Raw genomic sequence first — 15,585 nt, forward strand, 5'->3', positions numbered from 1 at the left:
TTATTTTTTTGAAGTACTCAATGAATAAGGAACACTTTCTGGCATATTTCCCCTTTCTTTATTAGGTGAATTACTCATATTAAATTGTAAAGTCCCACCTTTTTGAATAGCATCAAATTTTATAAAAGAATTGTTATATGATTTCTTGTTTAAATTGGCGGATTCTATATAAAAATTACTTTCTGAATTATTTTTTGAAATAATTTCAAATGTATTTCCATTTTGTAAATGCAACGTTGCCTTTTTAAACAATGGACTTCCTAAAACATACTCATCAGCTCCCGGCGTAACTGGATAAAAACCCAACGAACTAAACACATACCAAGCAGATGTTTGTCCGTTATCTTCATCTCCACAATATCCATCAGGTGTTGCTGAGTATAAGTTGGTTAAAACTTTTCTTACTTTTTCTTGTGCTTTATAGGGTTGATTTGCATAATTATATAAGTAAATCATGTGCTGAATTGGTTGATTTCCGTGTGCATAATTCCCCATATTTGCAATTTGCATTTCTCGAATTTCATGAATTGTTTGTCCGTAATATGAATCATCAAATTTTGGAGGCATTTCAAAAACCTCATCTAATTTTGAGGTAAATTTTTCTTTTCCACCCATTAAATCAATCAATCCTTGAATATCATGAAAAACTGACCAAGTGTAATGTAAACTATTTCCTTCCGTAAAAGCATCTCCCCATTTTAATGGATTGAATGGAGTTTGAAAACTTCCATCTTCATTTTTTCCACGCATCCAATTAGTTTCTGGATCAAATAAATTTTTATAATTCATTGATTGCTTAAAGTACTTTTCAGCAATTTCAGTTTTACCTAATTTTTCGGCCATTTTTGCAATGGTAAAATCGGCATATGCATATTCTAATGTTCTGGCCGCATTTTCATTAATTCCAACATTATATGGCACATACCCTAAAGTATTATAATATTCTAATCCCGCTCTACCTACTGAATTTACAGGCCTTCCGTCTGAAACAGTCGCATTCTTAAGCATTGCTTCTAACAATAATTCTACATCCATATCTTTTACTCCCTTCAAAAAAGCATCAGAAATAATTGGAGCGGAGTTTGAACCAATCATACAATCTCTATGACCTGGACTCGCCCACTCTGGCAACCAACCTGATTCTTTATAGGTATTTGCTAAACCTTGCATAATTTCACTATTCAAATCTGGATACATCATATTAAAAAATGGAAAAACGGCTCTAAACGTATCCCAAAACCCATTATCCGTAAACATATAACCCGGTAAAACTTCTCCGTTATACGGACTGTAATGCACTACTTCATTTTTTGAATTGTACTCATAAAATTTTCTTGGGAATAACAGCACTCTGTATAAACTAGAATAAAAAGTTCTAATATTGTCTATGTTGTCATCTTCAATTTGAATTCTACCTAATTCTGTTTCCCATGCTTGTTTTGCTTTTTCTTTGGTTTGCTCAAAAGTATCAGCACCAATCTCTCTAGTTAAATTTAATTGCGCTTGTTCTGGACTTATAAATGAAGATGCTACTTTTACATTTACTACTTCACCTTTTTTGGTTTTAAAACCAATTATAGCTCCCACATGTTCACCTTCACTGTTTGTTGCATTTTCCAATAACTTCCAGCCATCAGTCCAAGTATGGTTCACTTGAAAATCTTTATCAAATTCAGCAACAAAATAGTTGTGGAAATTTTCTGGAACACCTCCACTGTTATTTCTGCAATACCCAATTATTTTACGTTCTCCAGGAATAATTTTCACCATAGATCCTTTAAAAAAAGCATCGAGCATGATATATGATTCTTCTGATTCTGGAAATGTGAATTTGAAATGTGCAGCTCTTTCTGTTGGGGAAACTTCCGCAGTAACATCATAATCTGCTAAATAAACCGAATAATGATAAGGTTTTACAGTTTCTGCCTTGTGAGAAAACCAAGAAGCACGTTCATCTTCCTGAAATTTTAAATTACCTGTTGTTGCCATTAAAGAAAACGCCGCATAGTCGTTTATCCACGGACTTGGTTGATGCGTCTGTTTTATTCCTCTAATTTTATATTCGTCGTATTTATATGTCCAACCATCCCCCATTTTTGAAGTCATTGGGGTCCAAAAATTCATTCCCCAAGGCGTTGCAATTGCAGGATATGTATTTCCATTTGACAAAATATATTCAGAATCTGTTCCCATTAATGGGTTTACAAAATCCACTAAACTTTTCTGATTTTCAACGTTTCTTTCTTTCTTATTTTCCTCCTTATTACAAGAGAAAATAATAAGACTTAAAATAAATAATAAACGGTATTTTTTCATGTTTTTAATTAATTAAAATTTCATCAATAAACAACCAAACATCTCCACCTGAAGGTGTTGTTTTTAAATTTGTAGCTACTATTTTTATATATCTAACACTTTCCTTCTGAAAGGTAATTTTGAAATCTTTTAAATCAAAAGCTGGATTTTTAGCATACGCTCTTTCTTCTTTTCCAACTTCTTTATAATTTATTCCATCATTAGATACATAAACTGTAACATCCGTAGGAAAATAAATGCCTGGGCCTTGATTTTCCATAGTTCCAATAATTACATTTTGAATTGCTGTTTCACTTCCCATATCTATAATTGCTTCCATATCATTTCCTAACCAAGCCTGCCAGTGTCCATCATGAAAGTTTTTGGTTCCTCTCAAAGTATTTATTAAACCAAATTCACCTTCTCCTTGATAATTATCGTGATACGGCTCTTTAAAAGTGATACTTTTACCAACACCTTTATGAAAAGTTATCGTTTTTTCAAAAGTTTTTCCAATAGGTTTATCATCTTTAAAAAGTGATGCTTTTAAAGTAGTAGTTTCCGTAAATTTTATAGGATTTTCATACTTTATAGCCGATTCTGAAATTGGTGCATCTCCTAAAACATATCTAATATCAGAATTTTCAAATTCATTTTTTAAATGTATTTCTGTTTCTTTCGTGTCAATATTTATTTTAACATCTTCTGTTATCAGAAAAGCACTTTTTGAATAATTAATTCCTAAATAATCATAACGTTCAAAAAGTGATGCAAGTCTTACAGAAAAATCGTTCCAATCTTGTGCTTTTTTAGGACTCCATAACGTTTCTGATAAAGCAGCTAACCTTGGAAATAGCATATATTCAGAATGTGCTGTAGTTGAAATGAACTCCGACCACAAACAAGCTTGTCCACCCAAAACATGTGCAGCTTCTTTTTTAGTCATTCCTTTAACTATTGGGTCAAATTGATAGACTTTATGCAAAGGCACAAAGCCGTCTTGAGCCAAAGGTTCCTCATTTGGAGGACCTTGAAAATGGTTTAAATAGCAATAATCACCTGGCGCCATTACTACGTCATGACCTTGTTCTGCCGCTTCTATTCCACCTTTAAATCCTCTCCAACTCATAACGGTTGCTTCTGGAGCTAAACCTCCTTCAATAATTTCATCCCAACCAATTAACTTTCTATCATGTGAAACTATAAAACGTTCTATTCTTTTCATAAAATAGCTTTGTAGCTCATTTACATCTGTCAATCCATGATCTTTCATTCTTTTTAAACAATGTGGGCATTTTGCCCAATTTGTTTTTGTTGCCTCATCACCACCAACATGAATATATTTTGATGGAAATAATTCCATTACTTCCAATAATACATCTTCCAAAAAATTGAAAGTTGATTCTTTACCAGCGCAGTAAATTTCTGTAATTGGCCAAACTCCACCGGATGGAACACCTATTGGATTTTCAAAACAAGACAGTTCTGGATAGGAGGCTATTGCACTCATAACGTGCGCTGGCATTTCTATTTCAGGAACTACTTCTACACCTTTTGCTGTTGCATAAGCAACAATTTCTTTAATGTCTTCTTGTGTATAAAATCCACCAAAGGTAGCTTTATCTTCTGCTGTAGTTACTCTTCTACCATCCCAATGAGCATCTTCTTGGTCCAATCGAAATGCACCTACTTCCGTTAATTTTGGATATTTTTTAATTTCAATTCTCCAACCTTGATCATCTACCAAATGCAAGTGTAAAACATTCATTTTATGCATTGCTAAACGATCAATAGTTTGTTTGATATAATCCTTTTGAAAAAAATGTCGAGCAACATCTAAATGAAGCCCTCGCCATTTAAAACGTGGTTGATCTTTCACATCAACATTTGGCACTATCCAATGTTGATTTATAACTATTGTAGAACTTTCAATTGCTGTTGGTAATAACTGTTTTAAAGTTTCTAAACCATACATAAACCCAACATTTCCACTAGCTGAAATAGTTATAGAATTACTAGTTACAGAGAGCTCATAAGCTTCATTAGTTAATTGTGAATTAGTAAAAAAATGAATAAAATTGTCATTTGGCGCTTGCGCTACTATTTGAAGGTTAAAACCAGCAGCTGAATTCATTTTTTCGCTAAATTGATTCGCAATTTTTTGTTGAAAATCATTTGTTACAACAATTTGAGTGTTTGTTGTAAACTCAAAAAACCCTTTTTTTACATTTAATTCAGCAGGTTTTGGAATTATATGAATATCACTCTCTGTAAAAACTTTAGATTTTGAACATGAAGTTATTGTAGAAATTAGCACTAACAGCAGAACTTTATTAAATAATTTCATTTTTAACTCTTTTAATTTGTTTGAATTCTTTTTTATTAATTATCCCAAGACATTTTAAATTGTGCATCTTCCATTCTACTTCCCTTTTCTTCATCATAAACTGCGTAATTAAATCCAGAACGCAAACTGTATCCTGCATGTTCACCATTTTTATTTACAGCTATAAATCCAACTTGTAAATATTCCATGTCTTTATGGTTTTTATGCTTGTTGTAAATACGTTCTACAATTTCTTTGCAAGCTTCAAATGGCGTTTTTCCTTGTCGCATTAATTCAACAACCATAGCGCTTCCAGCTGTTCTAATAACAGCTTCACCCAAACCTGTTGCTGCAGCAGCACCTACTTCATTATCTAAAAATAATCCTGCTCCAATTATTGGAGAATCTCCTACTCTACCATGCATTTTCCAAGCAGCACCACTTGTGGTGCAACCACCAGAAATATTACCATCTTCATCAATCACAAGCATTGAAATTGTATCGTGATTTTCAATATTTATTACGGGTTTATATTTAGATTCTTCTAACCATTTTTTCCAGTCTTTTTCAGCTTCTGGCGTTAATAAATTTTCTTCAACAAAACCTTCAGAAAGCGCAAATTGAAGCGCTCCTTGCCCTGATAGCATAACATGTGGTGTATTTTGAAGGACTTTTTTTGCTACTGAAATTGGATGTTTTATTCCTTGTAAAAAGGAAACCGAACCGCAATTACTGTTGTAATCCATAATACAAGCATCTAAAGTAACTTTACCCTCTCTGTCTGGGAAACCTCCATAACCTACACTTCTAATAGTTGGATTTGCTTCTGGAATTTTCATTCCAGCTTCAATAGCATCTAATGATGATTTTCCATTTTTTAATTGTTTCCAAGTTTCTTCATTTGCAGGTAAACCGTGATTCCAAGTAGAAATAATTAGCGGCTTTTTTTGATTTTTAATTACTGTTTTTGCAGTAATAGCTTCGTCTTTTACAGAAAGCTCCTTACAACTTAAAACGGTACTTATTCCAATGGTTCCTAAAGCTGCTTTTTTTATAAAATCTCTTCTTTGTGACATAAACTTGGTTTTAATTGTACATTTTTGAACTTGAAGCCATCGTGTTTTTTACAGTTTTATTTGGAAGATTCCCCATTGTAAAAATCAATTTACCTCCTGCAATTATTTCTTTATGTGTTATGTAATTTCGATCAATTATTTTACCGTTTAGTTCAATAGATTGAATGTATTTATTTATTGAACTATTGTTTACTGTTTTAATGGTAAATATTTTTCCGTTTTCTAAATTTAGTGTTGCCAAATCTATTATTGGTGAGCCAAAAGCATAAATCCCTTGTGCAGGATTCACAGGATAAAAACCCAAGGCACTAAATACATACCAAGACGACATTTGTCCGCAATCTTCATTCCCACAATGACCGTTTGGAGCGTTTTTATATTGAGTTTCTAAAATTTCACGCACCAATTCTTGTGTTTTCCAAGGTTTTTCAACGTAATTGTATAAATATGCCACGTGGTGACTTGGTTCGTTTCCATGTGCATATTGACCAATCATTCCAGTACTAAAAATTGGTAATTTATCTTCTGGAAGCGGATTTAGCGAAAACATGGTGTCTAATTTTTTTTCAAGCAAATCTTTTCCTCCAAGTATTTCAGTTAACCCTTCAATATTATGTTGAACAGACCAAAAGTACTGCCACGCATTGCTTTCACAAAAATAAGGTGAGTATTCTTTTGGCATGAATTCTTTTACAAACTCACCATTTTTTAATTTTGGACGCATAAAAGTTGACTGTGAATCATATACATTTCTCCAATTTTCAGAGCGTTTTAAAAACTCATTATAATCTTCCGTTTTACCCAAAGCTTTTGCAAACTGTGCAATACACCAATCGTCATAAGCATATTCCAATGTTTTAGAAACCGACCAATTTTCATGGTTTTCATCAACAGGCACATAACCCAATTTTATATATTCATCAATTTGTCTGGAAGTGTCTTTTGCACTTGAAACACAAGCTTCATAAGCTAATGCTATATCAAAATTTTTAATTCCTTTAAAATATGCATCCACAATAACTGGTACGGCATGGTAACCAATCATCATATTGGTTTCATTTCCTTGCATAGACCAAACTGGCAACAAACCAGTTTCTTTGTAATGGGCTAACAAAGAATTTATCATATCTGAAGTTCTATTTGGATGTAAAATAGTATATAGTGGATGTGCTGCTCTATAAGTATCCCAAAGTGAAAACGTATCGTATCTATTAAAACCATTTGCTTTAACTATAGTATCATTCGCTCCTTTATAATTTGAATTATGGTCACTTAATAAGGTTGGCGCCAACATAGATTGATACATCATCGTATAAAAAATGTGCTTATTTGTTTCGTTTGAAGTCGAAACTTCAATTTTATGAAGTTCTTTTTCCCATTTAGCTTCTGCTTGCTCTTTTATTGCTTCAAAATTAAAATCGGGCGCTTCAATTTCTAAAGATGTACGAGCACCTTCAATATTTGCTGTAGAAATACCTGTTTTTAAAATAATTTGTTCACCTTCATTTGTTTTATATTCTAAAATTATCTTGGTGTTTTTAGCGGTAATTGGTGAAGTTGTTAGCGTATCATTTTTAAATAGTTGATACGAGTCAAATTGTTTAGAAACTTTAATTACAAAATATACGCGTTGGTCTTTTGCCCAACCAGTAGATTTTCTGTATCCCTCAATTGTAGTATTATCAACAACATTAAAATATGTTTCGGTTGGACTGTCCCAATTTAATGAATACCCTAAATCTATATGAATCTGAGTCTGATCATCTTTTGGAAAGGTATATTTATGAATTCCTGTTCTTTCAGTAGCCGTTAATTCAGCTTTAATATTATAATCTAATAAATCTACTGAATAATAACCTGGCGAAGCAGTTTCCTTTTTGTGAGAAAAACTTGAAAAAGGTTTGAAATTATTTTCTATAATTCTTTTTGAAAATTTACTATTGGTTGGCATCACTAAAATATCATATAAATCTCCCGCACCTGTGCCCGTTAAATGCATATGAGAAAATCCTGAAATAATAGAATCTTGGTAATAATAACCTGCAATTCTATCCCAACCTGGCAAACCAATATCTGGACTTAATTGAACCATTCCAAAAGGAACAGTTGCTCCAGGATACGTATTTCCCGGACCATCTGTTCCAATAAATGGGTTTACGTACTGAATTAAATTTTCAGGTTTAATCTCAGTTTTTTTACAACTATAAAATAACCCTAAAAAAATGACACATATAAATCCAAACTGCTTCATAAATTACTCTTTCAAACTTTCTTTAACTTCTTTAATTGCTTTTAAATATTCATCAGCTATGGCGGGACCATCAAAAAATGTGATTCCTTTAGCGCCATTTTCTTTTGCTAATAAAATTGCTTGTTTAAATTCATCTATAGATTTAAAGTCTGGCATATAAATACCTGTATTTACACCAATCCCCTTATCTTTAACATCTTCAACTCCTTGTTTTGTAGCAAAACCAATCCAATCTACTTCTTCATTATAAAAACCGTGATAAATCATTGGATACACTTCATCAATTGTCCATTTATCCCAACGTTGACGCACCATATGATCTGCCATTTCTGGATAAGGAAAAACTGCTGCTGTTAAATTTTTGTTGTATTTATGAACAATTTCATACGCATCATTTACCACATTTCTAACTGCATTTAAACGGAATTGTTTCCATTCCATATCAATATCCGTATTTTTTATATTTCTTGGGTTTTTATGATGTATTTTTTCAAATTCACTTACACAAACATCACAATAGCAAAAATCAAATTCTGGCAATTCTTCATCTTGAACCAAATTATATTTTGGTAACAATCCAATTGGCAAGAAAATGTCCGAAAAACGAATATAATCTAAATGCACACTTTCAATTCCATCTACTTTAGCTAACTCTTCAACTAATCCTAAAATATGGTTACGAGATTCCTTTCTTGTTGGGCACAACCATTGGTAATAATCAACATATGGTCGTGTATCAAAACTCGATTTTCCTTCTCTACTAACAGCGTACCATTCAGGGTGTTTTAGCGCAATAGTATCTCCTGGTCTATTCATAGCCATTATCCATGCGTGTACTTTTAAACCTTTCTCAGTAGCGATTGGAGTTATTCTTTTTAATAATTCTGGATCGGTTCCTGTATTTATTAACACCTCATCAATACCAGCTGATTTGTATTTTTCAAATTCTTTGGCATAATCTTCATTGGCTCTTTCTTTGTTAGCTGTAATCCAAACGCCAAATTCAAAAGTTTTTTCTGATTTAACTTCTTCCGAATTTGAATTTTCAACTTTATTTTTATCGGTTGTTTCACAAGAAAAAAAACTTAATAATAATGCGAAAAATAGTAGTTTGTGTAGTTTCATAATAAATTTAATTTGAAATAATTTCACCGTTTTCTTTAATAATTAATATTGTATTTGTAAATGGACTTTTAACTGAAATATTATAACCTGTTGTGTGATTTTCAATTACTGGCTGCAACGTTTTGTGATTAATAATCATAGCTTTTGAAGTTAAACTATCTATTGAAGTTGCCCATTTTTTATACTTTAAGTGGTAATTATTTTGTGCTTTGTATAAATTGTACAATTGTTCTTTTATGTTATCATCTTGTGGAATTGTAAAGGTATCTTTTGAACCGATTTCTTTAGAAGAAAAGTACACGTATCCCCATTTTTCAGGAACATGCATATTTATAACACCTTGTGGCGACCAAACCCAATTATATTCAGGCAAGAAATCTCCTTTAACATCTTTTTTTCTTTGGTACATTCCATCCTCTAATTGAAAATTCCAATTCACTCTTGAAAAATTTACTCTCCAATGTTTATTCTCAGGAATATTTTTTTCGAAATAAGATTTTTTAAATGCTTTCCAAGGAATTGCTAATTCAAGAGTCCAACCTTTATCTTTATCTGTTGAATTATTTAAAGTCCCATCCACTTTTACTGCAGATTTTAAACCTGTTAAATTCCAATCATTTAAAACCACATTTTTTTCTCGGTAAGGTTTTGTCATAAATAAATCCCAAACCGTATTTAATGCATTTATTTCTAATTCGTAATAGTTAAATGTATCTCCATCTGGATCTATAAAAACCTCAAAATCATTATTGTAAAAAACAATGGCATCGTGTTCTTTAATGTCTGCCCAAACATGTGGCTCTTCTAATTTTGCTAAAATATAAAAGTAGGTTTCATCCCACATCATTTTAATTTGCGTATTGTATACGGGCTTTTTTACACCTTCAATATCAATAAAATTATCTGACCATGCTGTTTTACTCCAAGAGATTTCTGTTGCTTCTCCATCAATAGTAATAGTTTCAGAAGTTTTAAACGCTATATAACTTTTGGGTATTTCAGAATTTGATTGCGCGCAGCTTACTGCTGAAAATAAACAAAGGGCAATAATTAAATTAACTATTTTCATTACTGTTGTTTTTTATAAACTATTTTCTTTTGTGTATTTAATTACTTCACTTAATTTTCCAAATGCCAAAGCAACAACGGTATCAGCCGCTCCATAATATACTGCTAATTTATCCTCTTTAATATCGTGCAAAGCAGCACAAGGAAAAACTACATTTGGCACGTCACCAACCTGTTCATAATTAACTTGTGGACCTAATAAATATGGTTGAGTTCTGTATTTTACTTTATCAGGTTCATTTTCGTCTAAAATAGCTGCTCCCATTGCATATCTAAATCCGTTGCAAGTATTTATAACACCATGATATAACATTAACCAACCTTCATCTGTTAAAATTGGAATTGGCCCTGCACCAATTTTTGTACACTGCCAAGCACTGTCTTCAAAAGGTGTAGCTTTCATTATGCAACGATGTTCTCCCCAATATTTCATGTCTGGACTGTAACTGATATAAATATCGCCAAAAGGTGTATGTCCGTTATCACTTGGGCGACTTAACATGGCGTATTTTCCATTTATTTTTTGTGGAAATAACACACCATTTCTATTAAACGGCAAAAAGGCATTTTCACATTGAAAAAATACCTTAAAATCAAATGTATACCCAATACCTATTGTTGGCCCGTTATATCCGTTACACCACGTTATCCAATATCTATCTTCAATAAAAACAACACGAGGGTCATATTTATAATCAGAATCTATCATTTCGGTATTTCCAGCTTTCATTTCAATGGGCTCATAATTGATATCCCAATCTATACCATTTTTACTAAATCCAGCAAAAATATTCATTTGTACAGCTTTGTTATCACATCTAAAAACACCTGCAAACCCATCTTTAAAAGGTACAACTGCACTATTAAAAATACTGTTTGAACTAGGTATTTGATCTCGCTTTATAATTGGATTTTCAGAATATCTCCAAATTACTTCATTACCATCTGCTGGTTTATCTTGCCAAGGAATTGTATTCACTATATTTTATATTTAATTACTTAAAATTCTTTTTTTGAAATATTTTTAATTAGGTAATTTTCTAACCTTATCTAGCCACGTAAATTTAAGAATAATGGATGTTATTAAAAATACTAACAACGCAATTAATGTTTTTGGATAGTCTCTAATCATTAAAAATATTGGCAAAACAATCATACTTGATTGCCATAAAATTCCAATGAAACAATTAAACATATCCGTCCAAAATTCAGAATTCTTTTCAATGGTACTATCCTCTTTTTTCAATTCATTTAAAACAGGTTTCCACCAACCCCAAGGACGCACATCTTTATAAAAAGATTTTAACACCTCCATATTTGTTGGCTGAGTAAAATATGTTCCTAAAAACGAACCCAATACCGAAACAATAAATATAATTGGAAACAAATAAATGGCATGTACATGAGATAATTCATAAAATAAAGAATCTTCTAAAAAATTACCTTTATTTTGGTCTAATACAAATTGTAACGAAGCCACAATTAAACCAGCTAGCATTCCCCAAAAATATCCCCAACCATTAAATCGCCACCAAATCCATTTTAAAAAATTTGCAGCAACATACCCTCCAAAAAGTGCACTTGTTATCCATAATGTTAGTGAATTGATAGAGTCAGCAAAAAAACCCATAAAAACACCCATTCCTACAACAATAAATGACGCCACTTGACTTGCTTTTATATAATGTTTATTTGTTTCATTTGGTTTAAAGTATTTTTTATAAATATCATTCACCATATATGCTGGACCTGCATTTACAAAAGCAGAAAAAGTACTCATGAATGCAGCTAACAAACCTGCCAATAACAACCCTTTTATTCCTACAGGTACATGAAAATTAATCACCTTTGGTAATAAAACCTCTAAATCACCACCATTTAACAATGGATTTACACTCATTTCAGGAGTTAAAGTAACTAAAGCAATAACTACTATCCCTGCAATTAATAAATATCTAGGAATAAATAAAATTAAATTAGTAAATCCACTCATATAAGCAGCCTCTTTTACTGATTTTGTGGAAAGAATACGCTGTAAATCGTAGCTTGGAGTAGGACCTGCAATACTTGCAAAAAAACCTTTAAATAAAGTCATTCCAATTAATGCTCCAAACATTTTATAACCTTCAGAATCAATTAAGTTATTAAATGCAACGTATTTTTCACTCCAATGAGGTTCAAGTTCCCATCCAAAAAATACATTTCTCCATTCATTAGAAATTACTGCATTAATTTCAACATCACTAAATGTAAAAAAAGCATAGCCTGCAACTAAAATACCTGCAATTACCATGATACCGTATTGCAAAACTTCTGTGGCAACTACTGAAAACATTCCTCCTTTAACAGTATATATTGTGGTTAAAAATATTATTATCAACGCATAGGATTGCTCTGAAGTAAACAACAATGTATTGCCCAATTGCAACGTTAAATCCCATGGAAGTATTATGGTCATAAATTTCCCAACACCTTCAAAAAAGTATGCTATAAACCCAATGGCAGCCACAATTGCAAAAACTGCCACAATTATATGCGAAGCTCTACCTGCTTTATTATCACCAAATCGAGTTAAAATCCATTCAGAACCAGTCATAATATTAGATCTTCGTATCCAAACAGCCAAAAACATCATCACAAAAATTTGATTCCATATTGGCCAAAGCCACATAAACATAAAGCTTTTTACACCATATAAAAAAAGGATTCCAACCATCCAAGCTGTTCCAGAAACATCAAACATTCCAGAGCCATTACTTAATCCTAAGAAGTACCATTTAATGTTATTTCCTCCTAAAAAATAAGATTCTAAGCTACTTGAAGCTTTCTTTGAAACCCAAATTCCGACAAATAATGTTAATAAAATATAAGCTGCAATTATTGAAACATCAATTATATCCATTTGTTAATTTTCATCATTAATAATTCCCCATTTTTTGTTTGGTTGCTTTCCCATAACAAACTGAAGTGTTCCACCTTGCATTAATTCTTTATGTGTAATAGTAGTTCTATTAAAATCTTTCCCATTAAGCTTCGCCGATTGTATATAAATATTTTCATCTGAAACATTTTCAGCTTTAATAGTAAATGTTATTTTTTCAGAAATTTTAATCGTTGATTTCTTAAATAATGGACTTCCTATTTGATATTCTCCAGAAGCTGGACTATATGGATATATACCCATAGCGCTAAATACATACCAAGCTGACATTTGCCCGCAATCCTCATTTCCGCTCAATCCTTCAGGTGTAGCATTGTATTGTGACTTTAATATTTCATGCACCCAGAATTGGGTTTTCCAAGGCTTTTTAGCAATATTAAACATATAAGCAATATGATGACTTGGCTCATTACCATGCGCATATTGACCAATTAATCCTGAGATATCAGCAGATACATTTTCGCCTGTAATTTCAGAAGATTCTGTAAAAAGTTGCTCTAATTTTGAGGTAAACTTTTCATTTCCTCCGTGCATTTTAATCAAATTTTTAGGTTCATGCAATACAAACCAACTATGCTGCCATGCATTTCCTTCCGTATACTCTGCACCAACTCTATGCGCAGAATATTTAGGATCAAATGGCTCTTTCCAGCCTGTCCCTGTTTCATTTTTACCTCTCATAAAACCTGTTTCAGCATCAAATATATGCTCATAGGCTTTTGATCTTTTTATAAAATAATTATAATCATCATTTTTTCCAAGTTCTTTGGCTATTTGAGCCACACACCAATCATTATAAGCATATTCTAGAGTTATAGTTACGGATTCATCTAATAAATTATAAGGAATATACCCGTATTTTTTATAGAAATTTAGTCCTCTATCATCTTGCATCATAGTGGTTTTCATTGCTTCATAAGCTTTTTTAATATTAAATCCTTTAATCCCTTTCTTATAAGCCTCCACAATAACTGGAATTGAATGATAGCCTGTCATTGTATTTGTTTCATTTCCGTATAAAGTCCAAACTGGCAACTTCTTATTAGCCTCATAATACACTAGCATAGAGTTTATTATGTCAGAAACTTTTTCTGGATGTGTAATTGTTAACAAAGGTTGTTCGGCTCTAAAAGTGTCCCATAAAGACAATGTTGAATATGCTGTATAATTAGCTGCTTTCACAATACTATCGTCTTCTTTTCTAAATTCACCGTTAACATCGCTAAAAGTAACAGGTGCTACTTGTGTATGATATAGTGCTGTATAAAAAGTAGTTTCTAGCTCTTTATTATCCGTTTCAATAGTTATTTTTGATAAATTTTGATTCCAGATTTCAGTTGCTTCTTCTTTAACTTTTTCAAATTGAATATCTTCTTTTGATAAATTTTCTAAAGCATTTTCTTCACTTACGGAAGACAGTGCTACTTTTACAAAAAGTTCTTGTGTGTTTTCTGATTTGAAATAAAATTGTGCAAATGATTTTTCGCCAGTAACTGAATTTACATCGTTTTTATAATTCCCATCAGTCACCAACTCAAATTTTTCAATTGGTTTTGAAAATTTAGCCACAAAAAAAACTTTTTGATTTTTTGCCCAACCTTCACTAAATCTATACCCTGAAATTGTATTTGCATCAATAATATTAATTTTAGAAGCCGTTGTTTTGTCCCAATTTATTGCAAAGCCTAAATCTAATATTACTGATTGCATATCATTTTCTGCAAATGTATATTTATGAAACGCTGTTCTTAAATTAGAGGTTAATTCAACTTTTACCTTGTAATCTTTTAAGTGAACGCTATAATATCCTGGTGAGGCTTTCTCATCATTATGTGAATATGCTGATTTATAAGGCAAATCATCTCTTGAATTCACTTTTACCGTTAAATCTACTTTTTTATTTATTGGCATTAAACGAATATCCGTTAAATCACCAATTCCAGTTCCACTTAAATGTAAATGACTGAATCCTATCATAATGGAATCTGAATAATGATATCCTGAGCACCAATCCCAACTGGAAATTCCATTATCTGGACTTACTTGTAACATTCCAAAAGGAACTGTAGCTCCAGGATACGTATGGCCATGACCGCCTGTTCCAATAAATGGGTTTACGAAATTAGCTGGTAAAAAACTGGATTCAATATTTTGAGCTGAATTCTCTTTTTTACAAGAATAAAAACTTACAATAACGGCTAGAAATAGGTAAAAAAATATTTTTTTCATTTTTAAACTTTAGGTTTAATTTTTCCTAATATTTGTTGGGTACTCTAATTTAAATATAAATATTACTTAAATTCGCCCTATTAAAAAAATATTTAGACGTATAACATCTAAACTACGTTAAACAATAAAAAAACAAAAAATAATGTTGTTTCTAAACAAACAGTCTTCAATAAATTCAAATACAATTAGGGAGATTAAACTAAAACATCATATCATTTTTTGGTCCATTTATTTCATTTTTAATACACTCCGGTGGGGAAGTTATTTTAATGAT

9 protein-coding genes are annotated in these 15,585 nt (G+C 31.6%); all 9 read right to left on the minus strand.

Annotated features, from left to right (window positions below):
• From JEY78_RS02205 to JEY78_RS02245, 9 genes are read right to left on the minus strand one after another with little or no spacing between them, the layout of a single operon-like run.
• On the minus strand, window positions 1–2,316 hold the full coding sequence (locus JEY78_RS02205; protein WP_291846434.1) for a GH92 family glycosyl hydrolase: 2,316 nt from the start codon (window positions 2,314–2,316) through the stop codon (window positions 1–3).
• A 4-nt stretch (window positions 2,317–2,320) separates the two neighbouring features.
• On the minus strand, window positions 2,321–4,642 hold the full coding sequence (locus JEY78_RS02210; protein WP_291846435.1) for a family 20 glycosylhydrolase: 2,322 nt from the start codon (window positions 4,640–4,642) through the stop codon (window positions 2,321–2,323).
• A gap of 35 nt (window positions 4,643–4,677) precedes the next feature.
• Window positions 4,678–5,697 carry a N(4)-(beta-N-acetylglucosaminyl)-L-asparaginase gene (locus JEY78_RS02215; RefSeq protein WP_291846436.1) on the minus strand — a complete coding sequence of 340 codons (1,020 nt, stop codon included), beginning with the start codon at window positions 5,695–5,697 and terminating at the stop codon, window positions 4,678–4,680.
• A 10-nt stretch (window positions 5,698–5,707) separates the two neighbouring features.
• Window positions 5,708–7,948, minus strand: a complete 2,241-nt coding sequence (locus JEY78_RS02220) for a GH92 family glycosyl hydrolase (RefSeq protein WP_291846437.1) — start codon at window positions 7,946–7,948, stop codon at window positions 5,708–5,710.
• A 3-nt stretch (window positions 7,949–7,951) separates the two neighbouring features.
• A complete protein-coding gene (locus JEY78_RS02225; RefSeq protein WP_291846438.1) occupies window positions 7,952–9,073 on the minus strand; it encodes a putative glycoside hydrolase in 1,122 nt (373 codons plus the stop codon).
• 7 nt (window positions 9,074–9,080) lie between these two features.
• Window positions 9,081–10,142 (minus strand): carbohydrate-binding family 9-like protein, encoded by a 1,062-nt coding sequence (locus JEY78_RS02230; RefSeq protein WP_291846440.1) that lies wholly within the window; start codon window positions 10,140–10,142, stop codon window positions 9,081–9,083.
• 12 nt (window positions 10,143–10,154) lie between these two features.
• Window positions 10,155–11,120: a glycoside hydrolase family 130 protein gene (locus tag JEY78_RS02235; protein WP_291846441.1), complete on the minus strand. Its 966-nt coding sequence runs from the start codon at window positions 11,118–11,120 to the stop codon at window positions 10,155–10,157.
• Window positions 11,121–11,165: 45 nt separating this feature from the next.
• Window positions 11,166–13,043 (minus strand): sodium:solute symporter family protein, encoded by a 1,878-nt coding sequence (locus JEY78_RS02240; protein ID WP_291846442.1) that lies wholly within the window; start codon window positions 13,041–13,043, stop codon window positions 11,166–11,168.
• 3 nt (window positions 13,044–13,046) lie between these two features.
• Complete coding sequence (locus tag JEY78_RS02245; RefSeq protein ID WP_291846443.1) at window positions 13,047–15,311, minus strand: GH92 family glycosyl hydrolase; 2,265 nt, start codon at window positions 15,309–15,311, stop codon at window positions 13,047–13,049.
• Window positions 15,312–15,585: the final 274 nt, after the last annotated feature.

The sequence above is a fragment of the Lutibacter sp. genome (genome assembly GCF_016342705.1).
GTDB lineage: Bacteria > Bacteroidota > Bacteroidia > Flavobacteriales > Flavobacteriaceae > Lutibacter.